Here is a 16629-nt window from a genome sequence, read left to right on the forward strand (position 1 = left end):
CCGCTGCAACTAGGCAGCGAGCTGCCAAGTTTCGCTGCCCTCCCCTGAAGGGGAGGGGCTTGGGTTTTTTGCCAAACCACCGGGATCATCACTCCGCCGATCCCGCCACGGTCATCGGGCCGTTCGGCCATTGGCCGCGGATCGCGGGCGAGTACATCGCCTCGACGCGTGTCGGGGGCAGGGTGAAGCGGCCCGAGCCATTGAGGCGCACGACATATTCGACCGCGTGGGTGCCCGCGGGCATCCAGCCGAAATAGCCGCGCCAGCTGTCCTTGCGGCGCTCGACATAGCTCGGCTGCCAGCCCGATCCGTCGGCCTGATCGGCGAGCATCTCGGACTGGCCGCCGAGATTGCCGACGATCGTCGCGCCGGGCGGGATCGGGTCGTTGACGATCACCCAGGTGCGGCCAGCGGCGGCGATCACCTCGATCCGCACCTTGATCACGTCGCCGCGGGCCAGCCGCTTGGGGTTCGCCGCCTTGACGATGCTCACCTGGCGCTTGACCCGATAGCCGGCGTTCAGCGGTTCGGTGAGCGGCACCGCCGCCTTGACGCTGACCGTCGCCCAGGGCGAGCCGCCGCCCTGGTGGCGGAGGCTCATCGTGCCCGCGGCGAGCGGGACGCTGAGCGGCTGGGCGTCGGCGGGACGCGGCCAGCTCGCCGCCGCGCTGCCGCCCGCGAGCGCCACGTGCGTGGTGCCGGTGATCGCGCTGGCCGGATAAAGCTCGGCGAAGCGGCGAACGACGGTCGCGCCCCACGCATTGGCGGGCGTCGTGTCCCAATGGCCGCGGCGCTGGCGCTGGGCGATGCCGACCATCAGCTTGCCGGCGTCATCCTCCCACCCCTTGCGGCCGAGCACGGCGTCGAGTGTCTTGATCGCCATTTCGTCGCCGCTGGTCATCATCCACCACGGCGCGCGCGCGTCGTCGACAAGGTCGAGGCGCGTGCCTTCGTAGACGATCCGCTTTCTGAGCTCCGCCTCGGCGGCGGCGCGCAGCCCGGCGGCGCCCCGCACCCCCGGCGTCCGCTCGATCGCGACGAGCCAGTCGGCGAGCGTCCCCGTCGCCATGTCGGCGGGCGCGAGGTCGATCGCCGCGACGAGGCCGGGGCTCGACGCCTTGTTGCGCGCGAGCGCCGCGAGCGCGGCGATCCGCACCGGGCGGATATCGTAGGGGCCGTAGCCCTTGCGGTCGAGGCGGCCCTCGACCACCGCCTGCAGCGCCGCGATCATCTTCGCCTTCGCGGCTTCGGGGATCGCGAAGCCGTTGGCGGCGGTCACCGCGAGGACATAGGCGGTGAGTTCGGGCGAACCCTGCATCCGCTCGCTGGGCCAGTAGCGCAGCAGGCCGTCGTCATCGAGATAGACGGGCATCGCGCCGGCGAGCGCCTGCCAGCGGCCGAAATCGCCGAGCGCGACCGCGCGCGACGTCTGCTGTTCGAAGCAGTCATAGGGATAGAGCGCCATATAGTCGCGCACCCCGGCGAGCGGCGGCGCGAGCGTATCCGACAGCGCGACGTCGACATAGCCGCCGGGAAGCGCGCCCGCGGGCGCCGCGACGGGCAGGCTGGTGTCGGGGCCGACGCGCATCAGGCTGGCGGCCCAGGTCTCGATCGGTACCGCGGGCTCGACCATCTGGTCGAAGACCAGCCGGTCGCGCTGCTTGCCGTTCTTCGACACCGCCTCGACCGTCCATTGCAGCTTGCCGACCGTTTCGGGCGCGGTCATCGTCCAGCTGATCGGCACCGCACCGCCCCCGGGGATGGTGACGGTGAGCGGCTTGCCGGTCGCGACCGCGGGGGTCAGCGACGGGGTCGCGGTGACCGTCATCGGCTGATCGGTGCCGTTCCGCAGCGTGAAGCGCGCGTCATAGCTGTCGCCGGTGCGGACGAGCTCGGGGAGCCCGGCGAAGACGCCGAGATCCTGCACGGTGCGCACGCTCGTCTCGCCGGTGCCGAAGCTCTGCGATCCGTCGGTCGCGATCGCGACGAGGCGGAAAGCCGAGAGGTTGTCGGAGAGCGGCACGTCGACCGTGGCGCGTCCCTTCGCGTCGAGCGCGACATGGCCCTGCCACAGCAGCACCGGCCGGAAATCCTCGCGCGTCAGCCCCGACAGGTCGCCGCCGCCCCCGCCGCCGGGTTCGAGCGCCTTGCGGCCGTAGTGGCGTTTCCCCACCACCTGCATCTGCGCGGTCGAGGTGAGCACGTCGAGGGTGCGGTCGCCCATCATCGCGTCGAGCAGTTTCCAGCTCTCGTTGGGCGCGAGCTGGAGCAGTGCCTCGTCGACCGCGACGAAGGCGACGTCGGCGCCCGCGGCGGGCTTGCCGTTCGGGGTCCGGACCTCGATGCTCGCCTTCGCGGTGTCGCGCACCGCATAGCTTTCCTTGTCGGCCTTGACCTTGACGCCGAGCTGGTGGCCTTCCCAGCCGACCTTGATCTTCGCGATGCCGAGGCGGTAGCTCGGCTTGGCGAGATCGACCAATGCCGTGGGGGGAGCGCCCTCGCTCTTCTCGATCTCGAAGCCGACCGCGCGCTTCATCTTGCGAAACCAGCTTTCGCCGCCGGTGACGCGCCCGCGCACCGCCATCACCGAGACATAGACGTCGGGGGCGTAGGTCGCGGGCAGCTTGACCTTCACCACCGGGTCGGTGCCCTTCAGGGGGGTGACGAAGCTCGACAGCACGCCCTCGCGCTCGACCGTGACGAGCGCGGTCGCCTCGCGGAAGGGCATGCGGACCTGGAAGGTCGCGGTGTCGCCCGCGTCGTAGCGCGGCTGTTCGGCGATCACGTCCATGCGGTCGCCATTGTCGCCGCCGAACCACCAGTCGTCGTCGCCCGCGAGCCAGACCGAGCGCACCGCGCGCGCCTCGTTGCCGTCGTCGTCGGCCGTCGTCGCGACCACGGTGACCTCGCCCGAGACGCCGGGCGCCATCGCGCAGCTCGCGCGGCCGAGCTTGTCGGTCGTCGCGCTGCAACGCGCGTCGAGCCGCGTCGTGCGCATCTGGTTGTCATAGGCGTAGAAGCCGCCGATCAGCCGGCGCCGCGCGGTGATGATCTCGCGGTTGTAGAGCGCGACCTCGATGCGCTGGCCGCGGATCGGCTTGCCGTCCAGATCGAGCGCGATGAATTTCAGCCGCAGATCCTCGTCGCGCATCAGCCAGCCGTCGGTCTTGAGCCCGAGCCGGACGGCGGAAGGGTAGAGGGTGATGCGGCGGCTGGAGGTCAGCGTCTCGCCATTGGCGTCGGCATAGTCCATCTCGACCGCCATCATCGTCGGCTCGGTGATCGGCTGGTCGACGGCGACGCTGGTCGCCGCGGTGCCGTTCGCGTCGAGGGTCAGCGGCACCGAGCGTGCGAGCGGCATGTCGGCCTGCGGCTCCTCGCCATCGTCGTCGAGCTGGACGACGCCCTCCTTGACCGGCTGGCCGTCGAAATCCCAGTCGCGATAACCCTCCGGCGGCGACCAGCTCGGGCGGAAGTTGGTGCGCAGCTCGACCGACAGGTTCGGCGCGGGGCCGCCCGAAAGATAGCCGACGAACAGCGACAGCGGCACTGCGGTCGGCCGCACCGGCGGGGTCTTCGGCCCCGTCACCTCGGCCTTCATCGTCGGCAGGCGATATTCGTCGACGCGGATCGACTGGTCGGTCCAGATCGTCTTGTCCTCGCCCTTTTCATCCTTGGTGACGAAGACGAGGTCGTAATCGCCCATCGGCGCCGATTTGGGGACGTTCCAGACCGTCTCGCCGCTGCCGCTCGCTTGAATCGCGAAGGGCATCTCGAACTCGGTGTCCGAGCCGCGGTGGACGAGGCGGAGCTTGCCCGCCATCGGCTCGGGAATCCGGAAGCCGGTGCCGACGGGATGGCGGAGGATGTGCTTCATGTTCACCGTCTCGCCCGCCTTGACGAGCGCGCGGTCGAAGACGGTGTGGAGAATGTCGCCGCGTTCGGACCAGCCATAGGGCAGGTCGAAATCATAGGGGCGGATGCCGCTGCCCCAGTCGGTGAGGGTGAAGCTGAAATCGCCCGCGGCGCGCGCGGTGACCATCAGCGCATGGCCTTCGCTGTTCGCAGGATCGGGCGTGTCCTCGCAACTCGAATAGGTCTGCGGCTCGGGAAGCCCGGTCGGGAAGGCGAGGCGGCCCGCCTTGTCGGCGGTGCCGCGCGCGAGCAGGCGGCCGGTGCAGCTGTCGGTGACGCGGATCTCGGCGCCTGCGACGGGCTTGCCGCTGTCGAGCGCGGTCACCCAGGCGAGCGAGCTTTCGCGGCCCCATTTGAAATGCACCGCCATGTTGGTGACCAGCGCGGCGGTCGCGACATAGCGCGTCGCCCGGCGCCCGAGCAGCGCGGCGCCGAGTTCGGGGCTCGCGATCTCGACGACGTGGAAGCCCTTTTCGGTCAGGGGAATGCCGACGACCTCGAATTCCTTGCCGCCGCCGGGCGGGGACAGCGTGAGCTCGCGGCGGGTGCCGTCGTCGGGGGCGTCATCGAACACCGACTTGGTGCCGGTGTAGTTGACGGTGACCTCCTTGCCGGTCGCGTCGCGCTCCTGGCGATAATCGACGTCGTCGGCGTCGTCGACGCGCTTCAGCCAGCGCGCGATCGCGGCATCGTCGTCGCCGACCTTGAGCGCGGTCGCGGGCATCTGGAGGTTTTTCTGAACCAGCGACGCCTCGACCCCGCGCACGGTGACGGGCAGCACGCCGCCCTCGCTCGCCTCCAATATGCCGAAGGGGGCGGCGAACTTGACCAGTGGCGGGGCGCGGTCGATGTGGAATTTCAGCGGGAAGTTCGACTGGTTCTGCAAGCTTCGGCCGCTCTGGTCGGTGACGCCGTCGGGCAGCGTCAGCGTCGCGTCGACATTTTGCGGCAGCGGACCGGCGAAATGCACCTCGGTCAGCCAGGGGTCGTTCTTGTCGTCGTCGGAAGCCTTGGCGGCGAGGCGTTTGCCGTCGGCGGTCGCGAGCGTCGCGGCGAGCGCGGTGGCGCGCGCGACGGGCGAGGCGAATTTGAGCGTGATGTCCTTGATCGGGTTGCAGCCCGCCTGCGGATTGACGCGGCTGCACGCCATTTTCGCGGTGAAGGCGGGGCGCACGTCATAGTCGAAACGCTGGTCGCGACCGGCGGTGCGCGCGGGGACGCCCGCCTGGCCGATGCGCGCGTCCCAGACGAGCGCCATCTCGCGCCCCGGCGGCAGCGGACGGCGGCACTTGACCGGCACGATGCGGTCGAGCGCGGCGTCGCGGTCGGCGCCCGCGGCGGGAAGCCGCTCGGGCAGTCCGGCGTCATAAGCGAAGGAGCGGGCTTTCCAGTCGTTGGTGCCGAGACCAGTGAGGATTTCGGTCGCGGTTTCGCGCGGCAGCACATCGACCGGGATCTTCTCGCCGATGCCGTCGACCGCGCAGTAGGCGAAGCGGCCGACCGAGGCGCGGTCGGCGGCGACGTTGGTCGCGACGAGGAAGATCTGGTCCTCCTCGATCCCGTCATAGGTGCCGCCGGCGAGCACCGCGCGCGCCGAGGGACCGCCGGTGTCGAGCGCGAAGCGGTCGTTGCCGACGACCGACACGCCGCGCGCGGTGACGAGGTCGGGGCGGAGCTCGACATAGCAGCGCTTGCCGCCGGGCAGCGGGGCGTCGAATTCGAGCACCCAGGTGCGCGTGTCGACCCAGCGGCCGGTCGCGGGAAGCTTGCAATCATCGGTCGCGGGCGCCTTCGCGCGCGGATCGCCGAGCGCGACCATGTCCTCCGAAAAGCGCAGCGTGAAGCGGGTGATGGTGCCGTCGCCGGTGCCCGAACTGCCCGGCGTCGCGAGCGTGACCTGCGGCACGGTGTCGCCGCCCGCGGCGGCGGCGAGCGCCGCGAGGGGGAGGATCAGCGCGAGTCGCATCCTGCCGGCCAGCCGATTCGCGAACCCGCGCCATCCCTGCATCATTCCGCCGCCCTTCCCTGTCTGGCATGCGCCGCTATCCTGCTGGAAACAGGGGCGAGAGTCCACCCGTCACCGCGCGCGTGAGGGATAGCCGGTCGGCGCGAAAAGGGTGTGACCGCGGTCACAGACGCAGGCGCGCGACCTCAGCGCGCGAGCATCGGTCCGAGCGGCTGGCCGGCGAAGATGTGGACGTGGAGGTGCGGGATTTCCTGGTGGCTGTCGAAGCCGACGTTGGCGAGCAGGCGATAGCCCGGCGCGACGAGGCCCTGGTCGCGCGCGATCTGGCCGACGGCACGGACGAAGCCCGCGATCTCTTCGGCGCTGCCGCGCTCCGAAAAATCGTCCCAGCTCACATAGGCGCCCTTGGGGATGACGAGGATGTGCAGCGGCGCCTGCGGATTGATGTCGTGGAAGGCGAGGGCATGCTCGTCCTCATAGACCTTCCGGCACGGCAGTTCGCCGCGCAGGATGCGCGCGAAGATATTGGTCTCGTCATAGGGCAGGGTGGCGTCGATCGGCATGAAGGGCTCCTATGCGTCTTGTCTATTTCGGGCGGGCGGCTTTTTCGGCGTGGCCCGAGGTGCCGTGACGGCGCGCAAGCTCGGCCGCGACGGCGTCCCAGCCGAGACCGCGTTCGGCGAGCAGCACGGTCAGGTGGAAGATCAGGTCGGCGGCCTCGCCGGTCAGGGCGGCGTCGTCCTCGGTGAGCGCGGCGATGATCGTTTCGGTCGCCTCCTCGCCGAGCTTCTGCGCGATCTTGCCGCGGCCCTTCGCCGCGAGGCTCGCGACATAGGAGGCGCCGGCATCGCCCGAGGCGAGCCGGTCCTTCACCACCGCCTCGAGCTGCGTCAATGCGTCGCCGATCGCCATGTCGAAATCCTTTGGCTGCTAAATATCCCGTTCGCCCTGAGCTTGTCGAAGGGCCGTCCTTTCTTTTCGGGCGCTGGAAAGAAAGAACGGTGCTTCGACAAGCTCAGCACGAACGGATGAAAGGTTGCCCGATGGCCTAGCGGCGGATAACCCACTGGACAAGGCCGCGCGGCTCTGGTCGAAGGGCGCGCATGGCCGAGGTCAAGCTTCATCCCGACTGGCTCGCGCGGATCGGCGGCGAGTTCGAACAACCCTATATGGCGGCGCTCAAGCAGTTCCTCGCGGGCGAGCGCGCGAAGGGCAAGGCGATCTATCCGCGCCCGCGCGACTGGTTCGCGGCGCTCGATGCGACGCCGCCGCAGGACGTCCGCGTCGTGATCCTGGGGCAGGACCCCTATCACGGGCCGGGACAGGCGCACGGGCTCTGCTTTTCGGTGCAGCCGGGTGTGCGCGTACCGCCAAGCCTCGTCAACATCTACAAGGAGATGCAGGCCGACATCGGCCTCCCGCCGGCGCGCCACGGCTATCTGAAGCATTGGGCCGAACAGGGCGTGCTGCTGCTCAACAATTGCCTGACGGTGGAAGCCGGAATGGCGGCGTCGCACCAGGGCAAGGGATGGGAGCGCTTCACCGATGCCGCGGTCGCCGCGGTCGCGGCCGACCCGGCGCCCAAGGTGTTCATCCTCTGGGGCAGCCACGCGCAGCGCAAGGCGGCGAACGTCCCGGGGCTTGGGCCGGGCAGCCCGCACCTGATCCTGCGCGCGCCGCACCCGTCGCCGCTGTCGGCGCACAACGGCTTCTTCGGCTCGAAGCCGTTCAGCCAGGCCAATGCGTTCCTCGAGGCGCATGGGCGCGGCGCGATCGACTGGCGGCTGCCCGAAACGGCGGACATCGACGCGGCATGAATCTGCTGGCCGATCCGGCGACGCTCGCGATGCTGGTTATCGCGGTGATCCTGCTCGGCATGGCGAAGGGCGGGCTGGCCGGGGCGGGCGCGCTCGCGACGCCGCTCGTCGCGCTCGTGCTGCCGCCGGCCACCGCCGCGGCGCTGCTGCTCCCCATCCTGATCGTGCAGGACGTCGTCAGCGTGTGGGCATTCCGCAAGACGTGGGACGGCTGGATCATCGGCTGGATGCTCCCCGGCGCCGCGCTCGGCATCGCGGCGGGTTGGTTCTACGCCGACCGGGTGAACGAAGCGCAGCTGATGGCGGCGCTCGGCGCGATCACGCTCGCCTTCGGCCTCTATCGCCTGTGGGTCGAACGCGGCGGGCGCATCGTGGCGGCGTCGCAATCGCCGGGCTGGGTCGGCACCCTGTTCGGCGGCCTGATGGGGCTGACGAGCCAGATCGCGCACGCGGGCGGTCCGCCGTTCCAGATGTGGGTGACGCCGCGCAAGCTGCCGCACCTGACCTTCATCGGGACCAGCGCGATCCTGTTCGCGATCGTCAACTGGATGAAGGTCCCCGCCTATCTCGCGCTCGGCGCCTTTCCGCACGAGGTGATCGTCGCGGCGCTGCTCCTGATGCCGCTCGCGATCATCTCGACCCTGCTCACCGTGCGCTGGTTGAAGCGGATCGACGGCGCGCGCTTCTATGGCCTGATCTATGTCCTGATGGTGCTGCTCGGCGCCAAGCTGCTCTGGGACGGGGTCGCGGGGTGAGCGTGTCCGAAATTGCCTCTCCCTTCATATTGGTCGATGCCGACGCCTGCCCGGTGAAGGACGAGGTCTACCGCGTCGCGTGGCGGCATGGCGTCGCGGTGAAGATCGTCAGCAACAGCCGGCTGCGCGTTCCTGAGCATCCGCTGGTCGAGCGGGTGGTGGTCTCCGACGGCTTCGACGCCGCCGACGACTGGATCGCCGACGCCGCGACGCCGCGCAGCGTCGTGATCACCGCTGATATCCTGCTCGCCGACCGGGCGCTTAAGGCGGGGGCGGTGGCGCTCGCGCCGACGGGCAAGCCCTTCACCGCCGCGTCGATCGGCCCGGCGATCGCGACGCGCGCGATCATGGCCGATCTGCGTGCGGGCATGGGGAATGGCATCGGCGGTCCGCCGCCCTTCTCCAAGGCCGACCGCTCGCGATTCCTGCAGGAACTCGATGCCGTGCTGGTGCGGCTGAAACGCCAAGCGTAAGTTTCTTTCCTTCCCGTTCAAAGGTTTGTGCGAATTTTTCACGCCAGTGACCGCGATCACCACGGCGCGGGTCGCGGTGCGGCATAAGCGGGGCATCGGGACGCTCCCGAGACAGTTTTCGAAACCGACGACCCCCCGTTTGAAAGGATATGACGATGACCAGGAAGATGCTTGTTGCCCCCGTGATGGCGCTGACGATCGCGCTGACCGCGACCCCCGCGATGGCCCAGTCGGCGCAGCCGGCGCAGAGCGGGATGACGATTACTTCCAATCCGGTACAGATTCTGATCGGCCTGCTGCTCCCCGCGGTGCAGAAGATACGCGAAGCCGCGCGCTGACGTCTTTCACGCCCTGTTCGGGGGCCGGGATGGCGGCCCTCCGGAGCCCTCCCGCCGCGGTGACCCGGCGGGAGGGCTTTTGCTTGGGAAGAGGGTTTGCGGCCATATTCTCCCTTCCCGCCTGCGGAAGGGGCGGTCCTCGGGCGCAGCTTCCTCCCAACACCCTTGACCCGGCTCCCCCGCCGCCGCATCCTCGCAGCATGGCGCGGACCTATACGAGCTTCGCCGATTTCTGGCCCTTCTACCTGCGCGAGCACAGCAAGCCCTCGACGCGGGCGCTGCACTATGTCGGGACGAGCCTGGTCGTGCTGATCGCGGTCGCCGCGATCGTCGCGGCGCGTTGGTGGTGGCTCGCGGCGCTGCCCGTGGCGGGCTATTTCTTTGCCTGGGTCGCGCATTTCGGGGTCGAGAAGAACCGGCCCGCGACCTTTACCTATCCGCTGTGGAGCCTCGCCGCCGATTTCCGAATGTGGGCGCTGTGGCTGACCGGGCGGCTGAGCCCTGAACTCGACCGGGCGGGGGTGGCGCGGGTTTCGCGCTGACCGCCGCCGAACCCAAGGAGACGATGATGACCGTGAACAGCGCAACCGCCCGCTACGAGGGTTTCGGCAAGGACGGCAAGGGGCATATCTGGACGAAGCGCGGCGCGCTCGACGGCGAGCCCTATGGCTTCGCCTCGCGCTTCGAGGACGGGCCCGGCACCAACCCCGAGGAACTGATCGCCGCCGCGCATGCGGCCTGTTTCACCATGGCGCTGTCCTTCGGGCTGGCGCGTGCGGGCCATTCGGACGGGCAGCTCGACACGCGCGCCGAAGTGACGCTGGACCGCGACGGCGAGGGTTTCAAGGTGACGAAATCGGCGTTGACGCTGACCGCGAAAGTCCCGGGAATCGCGGCCGACGATTTCGCCCGGCTCGCCGCGGACGCCGAAGCGAACTGCCCGATCTCGAAGCTGCTCAATTGCGAGATCACCCTCGCGCACAATCTCGAAAATTAGGCGGCTCGAAGAGTCGGCGGCGGGGGTGACCCGTCTTCGGTCATGAAAGCAAAAGCCGACTGCGCCGGAGGGAGCAGCGGCCAGCGATGGAGCACGATGTGTTCGCGTCCCCGGGCGTCGACCCTCGGGCGGCTTTCGATCAACAGCAACGCATCGGGTGTCCAGTGATGGATGACATCGAACGCATCGAAGGTCGAACGATCGTAGCCCAGCGTGATATGCGGACGCAGTCCCGAGCGACGATGCAGCGGTGCGATGCCGTAGCCCGCGAGCATTTTCGCGATGGCATCGAAGAAACCCCTGATCTCCGTCGATCTGCCGCGCGTGACGAGTTCGGCGCCCATCGCCCGGCCATGAACGCGGCCAAAGCGGATCGGCGCCGCGGGCGGCAGACTGGTTCCCAAGGCGGCAACGACGCGGCTTTTCAGGAACAAGTCGCGCTGCAGGGTTTCGCCGACGACGCATAGCGTGAGATGAAGCATGTCAGGCTCGACGGCTCGGCCGGCTTGACCGGCCCGTCGCTGCCACTCGGCGAACGATGAACGCAGAACCAAGGGCAATTGGAAACCGAGAAAGGTGCGAATGATCGGACTGGACACGGCATTTCTCCGACTCGGGAATGTTCCCATTATGTTCTCATCGGGAACAAGAGTCGAATCGGGCGGAAGTTGGACTCCCGATCAGGTCTGGCATAAAGTGACATCGGTTACCGCTGACACGGGAGATCGACGATGCGCAGGCGAATGGCAGCGATGCTGGTGATCCTACTGACGGCGGCGTGCGGCGCGCCGTCCGACCAGCCCAAGGCGGACGATGGGGCGGCGAAGGCGGTGTTGCCCGCGGGGCCTGCGGCGAAAGTCGACACGGTCGCGGCGGTGGATCTGCCCGCGGGGGTGCGCGAGGCGGCGCTGGCGCGCGTACCCGGCCTGACGATCGCCGGCGCCGAGCGCAAGCAGCGCGACGGAATGACCTTCTACGATGTCGAGGGCACGCGCCCCGATGGCAGCGAGGTCGAGCTCGACATGCTCGAAGATAAGGGACGCTTCACCGTCGTCGAGGTGCAGCGCGACATCGCCTGGGCCGATGCGCCGCCGGCGGTAATCGCCGCTGCCAAGGCCGCGCCCGATGCGTTCGAGCCGGCGCGCGTGATCGAAAGCACGCAGGAGGACGGCACGGTGATCTATGAACTGTTCGCGGCGGGCAAGCCCGGCGAGCCCGCCGCCGAGATCGACTGGAAGGACGGCAAGGCGGCGCTGCGGCGCGAGCGCGCGATCTATTGATCGCCGGCCGCGGGGTCGGTCAGATCGTCGGTGACCTCGAGCAGCAGCAGCGGCGCGTCGCCCGCATCGGCGATCGCATCGACGAAGGCGGCGCGCGTTGCGGGCTCGTCATAGACCATCTTCGCGTCGAACGCCGCCTGCCAGGTCGCGCGGTCGGGCCATTCGGCGATGCCGATGAAGCGCGCCGCGCCGGCGGGGCCGTCCTCGCGGTGGAGGCGCGAGCCGAGCGAGCCGTATTTCGCGCGGATCAACTCGGTCCCGCGGCGCCAGGCGGCGCGGAACTGCTCTTCCTTGCCCGGGTGCACCTTCCACCAATAGGCGGCGACGAACATCGTCCGGCCTTCAATCCTGCCCGAGCTGGCAATTGCCGTCGCGCCATTCCTCGGTCCCCGCGGCAAGGAACCAGTGCGAGCGGTCGCGGTCGACCGCTTCGTCATAATAGCAGACGTCGGTCGCGCCCGTCGCGGGGTCGACGAGGACCGACCATTGGTGCGGGCCGCAATTATGCGCCTCGCACGCCCAGGCCGCGACCTTGCCCTCATAGGTCTCGATCGGCGCCGCGGGACCGGCGAGCGTTTCGATCGTCCGGCGCACGTCGGCGTCCTTGACGGTCCGGGCGATGCCCACCTTCACCGCGGGATGATCGTTCCACGCAACCCCGTTTACCGTGTCGAACGGATAGTGGCCGACATAGGCGGCGAGGCCGGTATCGGCCTTCGGCGCGGGCGCGGCGGCGGTCGCGGGCTGGGCGCCGGGCGTTTCGGACGCATCGGCGGTCTTCGCGCTCGGGCCGCAGCCGGCGAGCGTCAGCGCGGCAAGCGCGGCGAGGGTGGACAGGCGGCGGTCGGTCATGGCGGTCTCCCTTCGGAAAAGGCTTATGCCATGGCCGGCCGGCCGCCGGAAGCCTCAGCGGCAGCGGACGTCGTCGTCGCCGCCCCGGTCGATCGCGCGTCCCGCGACCGCGCCGCCGATCGCGCCGAGCACGGTGCCCAGCGTCTTCGAATCGCCCGGGGCGATGACGTTGCCGAGGGCTCCGCCGGCGATGCCGCCGACGATGAGCCCGGTCGTGCCGTCGGAGCGGCGGCAGTAATATTTGCCGTTGCGCCCGCGATAGACGCGGTCGTCGCGGTTCAGCCGGCGCTCGCGGTAGCGTCGGTCGCCCCGGTAGTAATTGTCGGCATAATAGCCGCCGTAGCGCGGGTCGGGATTGTTGTAGTCGTAGCGGCCATAACGGTCGTGGTAGGCGCTGTCGTAATAGCCGTAGCCGCCGTCGTCATAGCCGTAGCCGCCGGTCGAGGCGCAGCCGCCGGCGAGCGCGGTCGCGGCCGCGAGCGGGAGGAGGGGGAGGATTTTCATCGAAGGTCTCCTGACTTGGCCGGCGTAGGCGACGCTCGGGCGGGGCAAGCCGGCAATGGACCCGATGAATAGACCCCTCAGGCGGCCGGGAGTTCCGCGCCGCGGACTCAGTCGGTCGCGGCGCCTTGCGGGATCGGGATGCGGGTGACCTGGATATGCACGGCCTGCCAGCCGCCGGCACGGCGGTGGAAGACATCGGTGTAGCGCAGGCGGACGCGGAAGGGCTGACCGGCCGAGCGGCCCGACAATATCGCCTCCGCGCTGGCGAGTCCGGCGTCGCTCCCGAGCGGGGTGATCACGCGATCGGAGAGCCGGACGGGGTCGTAGCTGTCGTCCGCGCCGGTCCAGCCGGCGATGAAGTCCCGCTTGCCCTGCCGCTTGCCGCTGCCGTCGATATAGACGAGATCGTCGGCGACCATCGTGTCGAGCTTCGCGCCGTCCTTGGCGATCTGCGCCGCGTCGAAGGCATCGGCGAAGGCGGTAAGATCGGCGACGCTCGCCGCCCCCGCCAGATCGCGCGGCGCGGCGCCGCACGCCGAAAGCGCCAGCGCCATCGCGCCCAGCGTTCCCGCCGCGGACCCGCGTGTCCAGAGCCTGACCATATGCGTATCCTCCCGCTGTGGCCCCCGCCGCCCCCGGGTCATAGCAGGACCGCGGCGCCCCGCAATCGGCCCTCGCGGTCCGGCGCTTGACCTCAACCCCCGTTGAGCTTTCATAAGCGCGGGCAGTGATTCGCGAGACGGAGCTTCGCCCATGCTGTACCGCCCCCTGCCGACCGAGTGCGACGCCATTCCGACGCCCGATCCCGATCCCTTCCTGCGGCGCTATCTGGCGCGGATCGGCTATGCGGGCCCCGTGGAGCCGACGCTCGAGGTGCTGCGCGCGCTGCAGGCGGCGCATATCGCGGCGATCCCGTTCGAGGCGTTCGACGCGCTCGTCGAGGGCGGGGTCGACATCGATCCCGCGGCGATCGAGGCGAAGCTGGTCGATGCCGGGCGCGGCGGATATTGCTTCGAACAGAACGGCCTGTTCCTGCGCGCGCTGCGCGCGGTCGGCTTCGACGCCGAGGGGCTGCTCGGCCGGGTGCGCTGGATGCGGCCGCCCGGCGCGCCGCCGACGCCGCGCAGTCATATGGTGCTGCGGGTGCGGATCGACGGGCGGCCGTGGCTCGCCGACGTCGGTTTCGGGTCGGCGGTGCCGCCCGCGCCGCTCGCGATGGACAGCGAAGCGCCCCAGCCGACCGCGCACGAGACCTATCGCGTCGTGCGGCGCGGCGACCGGTGGAGCGTGCGGATCGCGATCGAGGGCGAGTGGCTGCCCGTCTACACGATCGACGACGCGGTGCCCCCCGCGATCGATTACACCGTCGCCAACTGGTACACGTCGACCCATCCCGATTCGCATTTCCGCCATCAGCTGATCGCGGCGCGGACGACCCCTGCGGCGCGCTATGCGCTGCGCGACAACCGGCTGACGATCCGCCATGCGGACGGCTCCACCGAGCGCCGCTATCTGACCGCCGCAGCGATCGAGGCGGCGCTCGCCGAACTGTTCGGCCTGCCGGTGCGCCCGCACTGGCGCGCCGCGATCGAGCGCGCGGCGACGGCGGAGGTCGAGGGGTAGGAACCTTCGCGGCCGCGCCGGGGTTGTTCGGGATATCCAGCGGGAGACGAGAGGATGACGAACAGGCTTTGGCTCGGCATCGCGGCGGTGGTCGCGGCCGGCGTCGCGGTGCCCGCCGCAGCGCAATATACGGTCGACACCGCGCTGTCGGATTCGGTGCTGGGCGAGACGCGCAAGATCGGCGAAAAGCCCGCCAAATCGACCCGCATGACCGACGAGCAGCTCGCCTTCTGGCGCGACTATTGCGGCAAATGGCCGAAGGGCGGCGCGTGCGACAGCTATCGCGCCGAGGTCGCCGAGCGCGCCCGCGCGGCAAAGCCGAAGCCGAAGGCGAAACCGCGCTGAACTTGACTCGGCGCGCGGCGGCGCCCCTAATGCCTTCGATACGAGAAGGAGAGGGACGCCATGACGATTGCCCCTTCGCAGGAGGCTTTCACCCGGCTGCAGGTCGCGCCGCTGACCCCGGCGATCGGTGCCGAGATCGCGGGGGTCGACCTGCGCGAGGAGCAGGATGACGCGGTGATCGCCGAGATCCGCGCCGCCCTGCTGGCGCACAAGGTGATCTTCTTTCGCGACCAGTTCCTCACCCCCGCGCAGCACATCGCGTTCGCGCGCCGCTTCGGCGAACTGGAGATCCACCCGGCGACGCCGAAGGGCCAGCCCGATCCCGAGGTGCTCCACATCGCGCACGGTCCCGATTCCAGGGGGCAGGAGAATGCCTGGCATTCGGACGTGACCTGGCGGCCCGAGCCCTCGCTGGGGTCGATCCTGCGCGCGGTCGAGGTGCCGCCGGTCGGCGGCGACACGCTGTTCGCCGACATGGGCGCGGCGTTCCGCGGCCTGTCGCCGGCGATGCAGCAATGGTGCCGCGGCCTGACCGCGGTGCACGACATCGCGCGCGTCTTCGCCCGGCGGCTCGGCAAGGATGCGAAGGAGCTCCACGAGCGCTATCCGCCGCAGACCCACCCGGTGGTGCGCACCCACCCCGAAACCGGCGAGCAGGCGCTCTATGTCAACACCGCCTTCACCAGCCATGTCGAGGGGCTGTCCGAGAAGGAGAGCGCCGCGCTGCTCGCGCATCTCTACGCCCAGGCCGCGGTGCCCGAAATCCAGTGCCGCTTCCGCTGGGCGGCGGGCTCGATCGCCTTCTGGGACAATCGCGCCGCGCAGCATTATGCGGCATCGGACTATTTCCCCGCGGTGCGCCGGATGGAGCGCGTGACGATCGCGGGCGACCGGCCCTTCTACAAGGACGAGCGCGGCTAGGGTCAGAATCCTAGTCGCAGCCGCTCCCCTCCCGCCGCGCCGCCCAGCCGATCGCGCCGTCGACCAGCTTCAGATGCGCGGGGTCGCTCCACGCCGCCGCCTGGTGGCCGAGCGCCGAGAAGAAGATGCGCGCGCGGCCTTCGCAGCGCCACCAGATCAGCGCGTGATCCGCGCCCATCCGCAGCCTGGGCTCGAGGCGCATGCCGCTCTCGTCGAGCCGGGCGAGGATATGCGCGTCGGCGGCGGGCGGGGCGTCCCAGCTGTAATATTCGTCGGTCCAGCGCCAGCGCGCGGGAAGGCCGCGCGTCGCGGGATGGTCGCGGTCGGCGACGAGGATGTCGGCGCTCTGGAACTGGTCGGCGCCGCCCGGATGGCCGACGAAGTTGCCGTTTCCGCGCAGCGTCACGAACCAGCCGGGATGGCTGCCGTCGCCCGCGCTGTGCAGCCCGACGAAGCCGCCGCCCTTCGCGATCCACGCCCGAAAGGCGGCGCGCTGATCGGGGGTGTAGATGTCGCCGCTCGCATTGGCGAAGACGATGACGTCGAACTTCGCGAGTTGTTCGGGGTTGAACACCGCGGCATTCTCGGTCGCGAAGCTGCTCCAGCCGCGCTCCGCCACGAGGCGCTCGATCGCGGGCACCGCCTCGGCGATGCTGTCGTGGCGATACCCATTGGTCTTGCTGACGATCAGCACCGCGGGATGCGCGAGCGCGGGCAGCGCGGGCGGCACCGTGTCGAGCGTCGGCGCCGGGCGGCGCGGGTCGGGGGCGGCGGGCGCGGCCTGCAGCGCGAGCAGCAGGGCGGCGGCGAGTTTGGCGGCGATCATGGCATCCTCCTCGGTTG

Annotated in this window: 19 protein-coding genes; 10 read left to right on the plus strand and 9 right to left on the minus strand. The window is 69.8% G+C overall.

The genetic code is table 11. From position 1 onward, the window contains the following. Positions 1-88 precede the first annotated feature (88 nt). From CD928_RS08695 to CD928_RS08705, 3 genes are all read right to left on the minus strand, one after another. Positions 89-5881, minus strand: coding sequence for an alpha-2-macroglobulin (locus tag CD928_RS08695; RefSeq protein WP_255247087.1), 5793 nt, complete (start codon positions 5879-5881; stop codon positions 89-91). A gap of 185 nt (positions 5882-6066) precedes the next feature. Continuing rightward, entirely contained in the window at positions 6067-6444 is a 378-nt protein-coding gene (locus CD928_RS08700; protein WP_095386709.1) for a histidine triad nucleotide-binding protein, read from the minus strand. A gap of 22 nt (positions 6445-6466) precedes the next feature. Beyond that, positions 6467-6787 (minus strand): phosphoribosyl-ATP diphosphatase, encoded by a 321-nt coding sequence (locus CD928_RS08705; RefSeq protein ID WP_176473561.1) that lies wholly within the window; start codon positions 6785-6787, stop codon positions 6467-6469. Positions 6788-6984: 197 nt separating this feature from the next. Between CD928_RS08705 and ung the strand changes: the two genes are divergently transcribed. The 6 genes from ung (at position 6985) to CD928_RS08735 (ending at position 10261) form a co-directional block, all read left to right on the plus strand. Next, the gene (ung, locus tag CD928_RS08710; RefSeq protein ID WP_095386711.1) at positions 6985-7698 is read left to right on the plus strand and encodes a uracil-DNA glycosylase; all 714 of its coding nucleotides are present in this window, start codon (positions 6985-6987) and stop codon (positions 7696-7698) included. Further along, on the plus strand, positions 7695-8453 hold the full coding sequence (locus CD928_RS08715; protein WP_095386712.1) for a sulfite exporter TauE/SafE family protein: 759 nt from the start codon (positions 7695-7697) through the stop codon (positions 8451-8453). The genes ung and CD928_RS08715 overlap by 4 nt, the downstream gene beginning before the upstream one ends. An 11-nt stretch (positions 8454-8464) precedes the next feature. Then, positions 8465-8926, plus strand: coding sequence for a YaiI/YqxD family protein (locus CD928_RS08720; RefSeq protein WP_095387340.1), 462 nt, complete (start codon positions 8465-8467; stop codon positions 8924-8926). A gap of 155 nt (positions 8927-9081) precedes the next feature. Continuing rightward, positions 9082-9264 (plus strand): hypothetical protein, encoded by a 183-nt coding sequence (locus tag CD928_RS08725; RefSeq protein WP_141237126.1) that lies wholly within the window; start codon positions 9082-9084, stop codon positions 9262-9264. Between the two features lie 200 nt (positions 9265-9464). Further along, positions 9465-9806, plus strand: coding sequence for a DUF962 domain-containing protein (locus CD928_RS08730; protein ID WP_095386714.1), 342 nt, complete (start codon positions 9465-9467; stop codon positions 9804-9806). 26 nt (positions 9807-9832) lie between these two features. Continuing rightward, positions 9833-10261 carry an OsmC family protein gene (locus CD928_RS08735; RefSeq protein WP_095387341.1) on the plus strand — a complete coding sequence of 143 codons (429 nt, stop codon included), beginning with the start codon at positions 9833-9835 and terminating at the stop codon, positions 10259-10261. Here the strand turns inward: CD928_RS08735 and CD928_RS08740 are convergent. Beyond that, complete coding sequence (locus CD928_RS08740; protein ID WP_141237127.1) at positions 10258-10860, minus strand: 2'-5' RNA ligase family protein; 603 nt, start codon at positions 10858-10860, stop codon at positions 10258-10260. The two genes, CD928_RS08735 and CD928_RS08740, sit on opposite strands and share 4 nt — an antisense overlap. A 132-nt stretch (positions 10861-10992) precedes the next feature. On the opposite strand from CD928_RS08740, the gene CD928_RS08745 reads away from it, so the two are divergent. Continuing rightward, positions 10993-11541, plus strand: coding sequence for a PepSY domain-containing protein (locus tag CD928_RS08745; protein ID WP_217983744.1), 549 nt, complete (start codon positions 10993-10995; stop codon positions 11539-11541). Here the strand turns inward: CD928_RS08745 and CD928_RS08750 are convergent. The 4 genes from CD928_RS08750 to CD928_RS08765 all read right to left on the minus strand — a co-directional run bounded on the left by CD928_RS08750 (position 11535) and on the right by CD928_RS08765 (position 13499). Beyond that, positions 11535-11873 (minus strand): antibiotic biosynthesis monooxygenase, encoded by a 339-nt coding sequence (locus CD928_RS08750; RefSeq protein ID WP_095386716.1) that lies wholly within the window; start codon positions 11871-11873, stop codon positions 11535-11537. The two genes, CD928_RS08745 and CD928_RS08750, sit on opposite strands and share 7 nt — an antisense overlap. 10 nt (positions 11874-11883) lie before the next feature. Continuing rightward, positions 11884-12393 carry a hypothetical protein gene (locus CD928_RS08755; RefSeq protein ID WP_095386717.1) on the minus strand — a complete coding sequence of 170 codons (510 nt, stop codon included), beginning with the start codon at positions 12391-12393 and terminating at the stop codon, positions 11884-11886. A 54-nt stretch (positions 12394-12447) separates the two neighbouring features. Continuing rightward, complete coding sequence (locus tag CD928_RS08760; RefSeq protein WP_095386718.1) at positions 12448-12897, minus strand: glycine zipper 2TM domain-containing protein; 450 nt, start codon at positions 12895-12897, stop codon at positions 12448-12450. A gap of 107 nt (positions 12898-13004) precedes the next feature. Beyond that, positions 13005-13499 (minus strand): nuclear transport factor 2 family protein, encoded by a 495-nt coding sequence (locus tag CD928_RS08765; protein ID WP_176473523.1) that lies wholly within the window; start codon positions 13497-13499, stop codon positions 13005-13007. Positions 13500-13650: 151 nt separating this feature from the next. Between CD928_RS08765 and CD928_RS08770 the strand changes: the two genes are divergently transcribed. From CD928_RS08770 to CD928_RS08780, 3 genes are read left to right on the plus strand one after another with little or no spacing between them, the layout of a single operon-like run. Beyond that, the gene (locus CD928_RS08770; RefSeq protein ID WP_095386720.1) at positions 13651-14520 is read left to right on the plus strand and encodes an arylamine N-acetyltransferase; all 870 of its coding nucleotides are present in this window, start codon (positions 13651-13653) and stop codon (positions 14518-14520) included. Between the two features lie 54 nt (positions 14521-14574). Further along, on the plus strand, positions 14575-14865 hold the full coding sequence (locus CD928_RS08775) for a hypothetical protein (protein ID WP_095386721.1): 291 nt from the start codon (positions 14575-14577) through the stop codon (positions 14863-14865). Positions 14866-14925: 60 nt separating this feature from the next. Next, positions 14926-15786: a TauD/TfdA family dioxygenase gene (locus CD928_RS08780; RefSeq protein ID WP_095386722.1), complete on the plus strand. Its 861-nt coding sequence runs from the start codon at positions 14926-14928 to the stop codon at positions 15784-15786. A 10-nt stretch (positions 15787-15796) separates the two neighbouring features. On the opposite strand, the gene CD928_RS08785 is transcribed toward CD928_RS08780, so the two are convergent. Then, positions 15797-16612 carry a ThuA domain-containing protein gene (locus CD928_RS08785; protein ID WP_095386723.1) on the minus strand — a complete coding sequence of 272 codons (816 nt, stop codon included), beginning with the start codon at positions 16610-16612 and terminating at the stop codon, positions 15797-15799. Positions 16613-16629: the final 17 nt, after the last annotated feature.

The organism is Sphingopyxis sp. GW247-27LB (genome assembly GCF_002277025.1).
Lineage (GTDB): Bacteria > Pseudomonadota > Alphaproteobacteria > Sphingomonadales > Sphingomonadaceae > Sphingopyxis.

Excerpts from the sequence above, each read along its gene's own strand:
- CD928_RS08695 (WP_255247087.1), bottom strand. The coding sequence starts at position 5,881 with ATGCGACTCGCGCTGATCCTCCCCCTCGCGGCGCTCGCCGCCGCCGCG.
- CD928_RS08700 (WP_095386709.1), bottom strand. The coding sequence starts at position 6,444 with ATGCCGATCGACGCCACCCTGCCCTATGACGAGACCAATATCTTCGCG.
- ung (WP_095386711.1), top strand. The coding sequence starts at position 6,985 with ATGGCCGAGGTCAAGCTTCATCCCGACTGGCTCGCGCGGATCGGCGGC.
- CD928_RS08715 (WP_095386712.1), top strand. The coding sequence starts at position 7,695 with ATGAATCTGCTGGCCGATCCGGCGACGCTCGCGATGCTGGTTATCGCG.
- CD928_RS08725 (WP_141237126.1), top strand. The coding sequence starts at position 9,082 with ATGACCAGGAAGATGCTTGTTGCCCCCGTGATGGCGCTGACGATCGCG.
- CD928_RS08730 (WP_095386714.1), top strand. The coding sequence starts at position 9,465 with ATGGCGCGGACCTATACGAGCTTCGCCGATTTCTGGCCCTTCTACCTG.
- CD928_RS08735 (WP_095387341.1), top strand. The coding sequence starts at position 9,833 with ATGACCGTGAACAGCGCAACCGCCCGCTACGAGGGTTTCGGCAAGGAC.
- CD928_RS08745 (WP_217983744.1), top strand. The coding sequence starts at position 10,993 with ATGCGCAGGCGAATGGCAGCGATGCTGGTGATCCTACTGACGGCGGCG.
- CD928_RS08750 (WP_095386716.1), bottom strand. The coding sequence starts at position 11,873 with ATGTTCGTCGCCGCCTATTGGTGGAAGGTGCACCCGGGCAAGGAAGAG.
- CD928_RS08755 (WP_095386717.1), bottom strand. The coding sequence starts at position 12,393 with ATGACCGACCGCCGCCTGTCCACCCTCGCCGCGCTTGCCGCGCTGACG.
- CD928_RS08760 (WP_095386718.1), bottom strand. The coding sequence starts at position 12,897 with ATGAAAATCCTCCCCCTCCTCCCGCTCGCGGCCGCGACCGCGCTCGCC.
- CD928_RS08765 (WP_176473523.1), bottom strand. The coding sequence starts at position 13,499 with ATGGTCAGGCTCTGGACACGCGGGTCCGCGGCGGGAACGCTGGGCGCG.
- CD928_RS08770 (WP_095386720.1), top strand. The coding sequence starts at position 13,651 with ATGCTGTACCGCCCCCTGCCGACCGAGTGCGACGCCATTCCGACGCCC.
- CD928_RS08775 (WP_095386721.1), top strand. The coding sequence starts at position 14,575 with ATGACGAACAGGCTTTGGCTCGGCATCGCGGCGGTGGTCGCGGCCGGC.
- CD928_RS08780 (WP_095386722.1), top strand. The coding sequence starts at position 14,926 with ATGACGATTGCCCCTTCGCAGGAGGCTTTCACCCGGCTGCAGGTCGCG.
- CD928_RS08785 (WP_095386723.1), bottom strand. The coding sequence starts at position 16,612 with ATGATCGCCGCCAAACTCGCCGCCGCCCTGCTGCTCGCGCTGCAGGCC.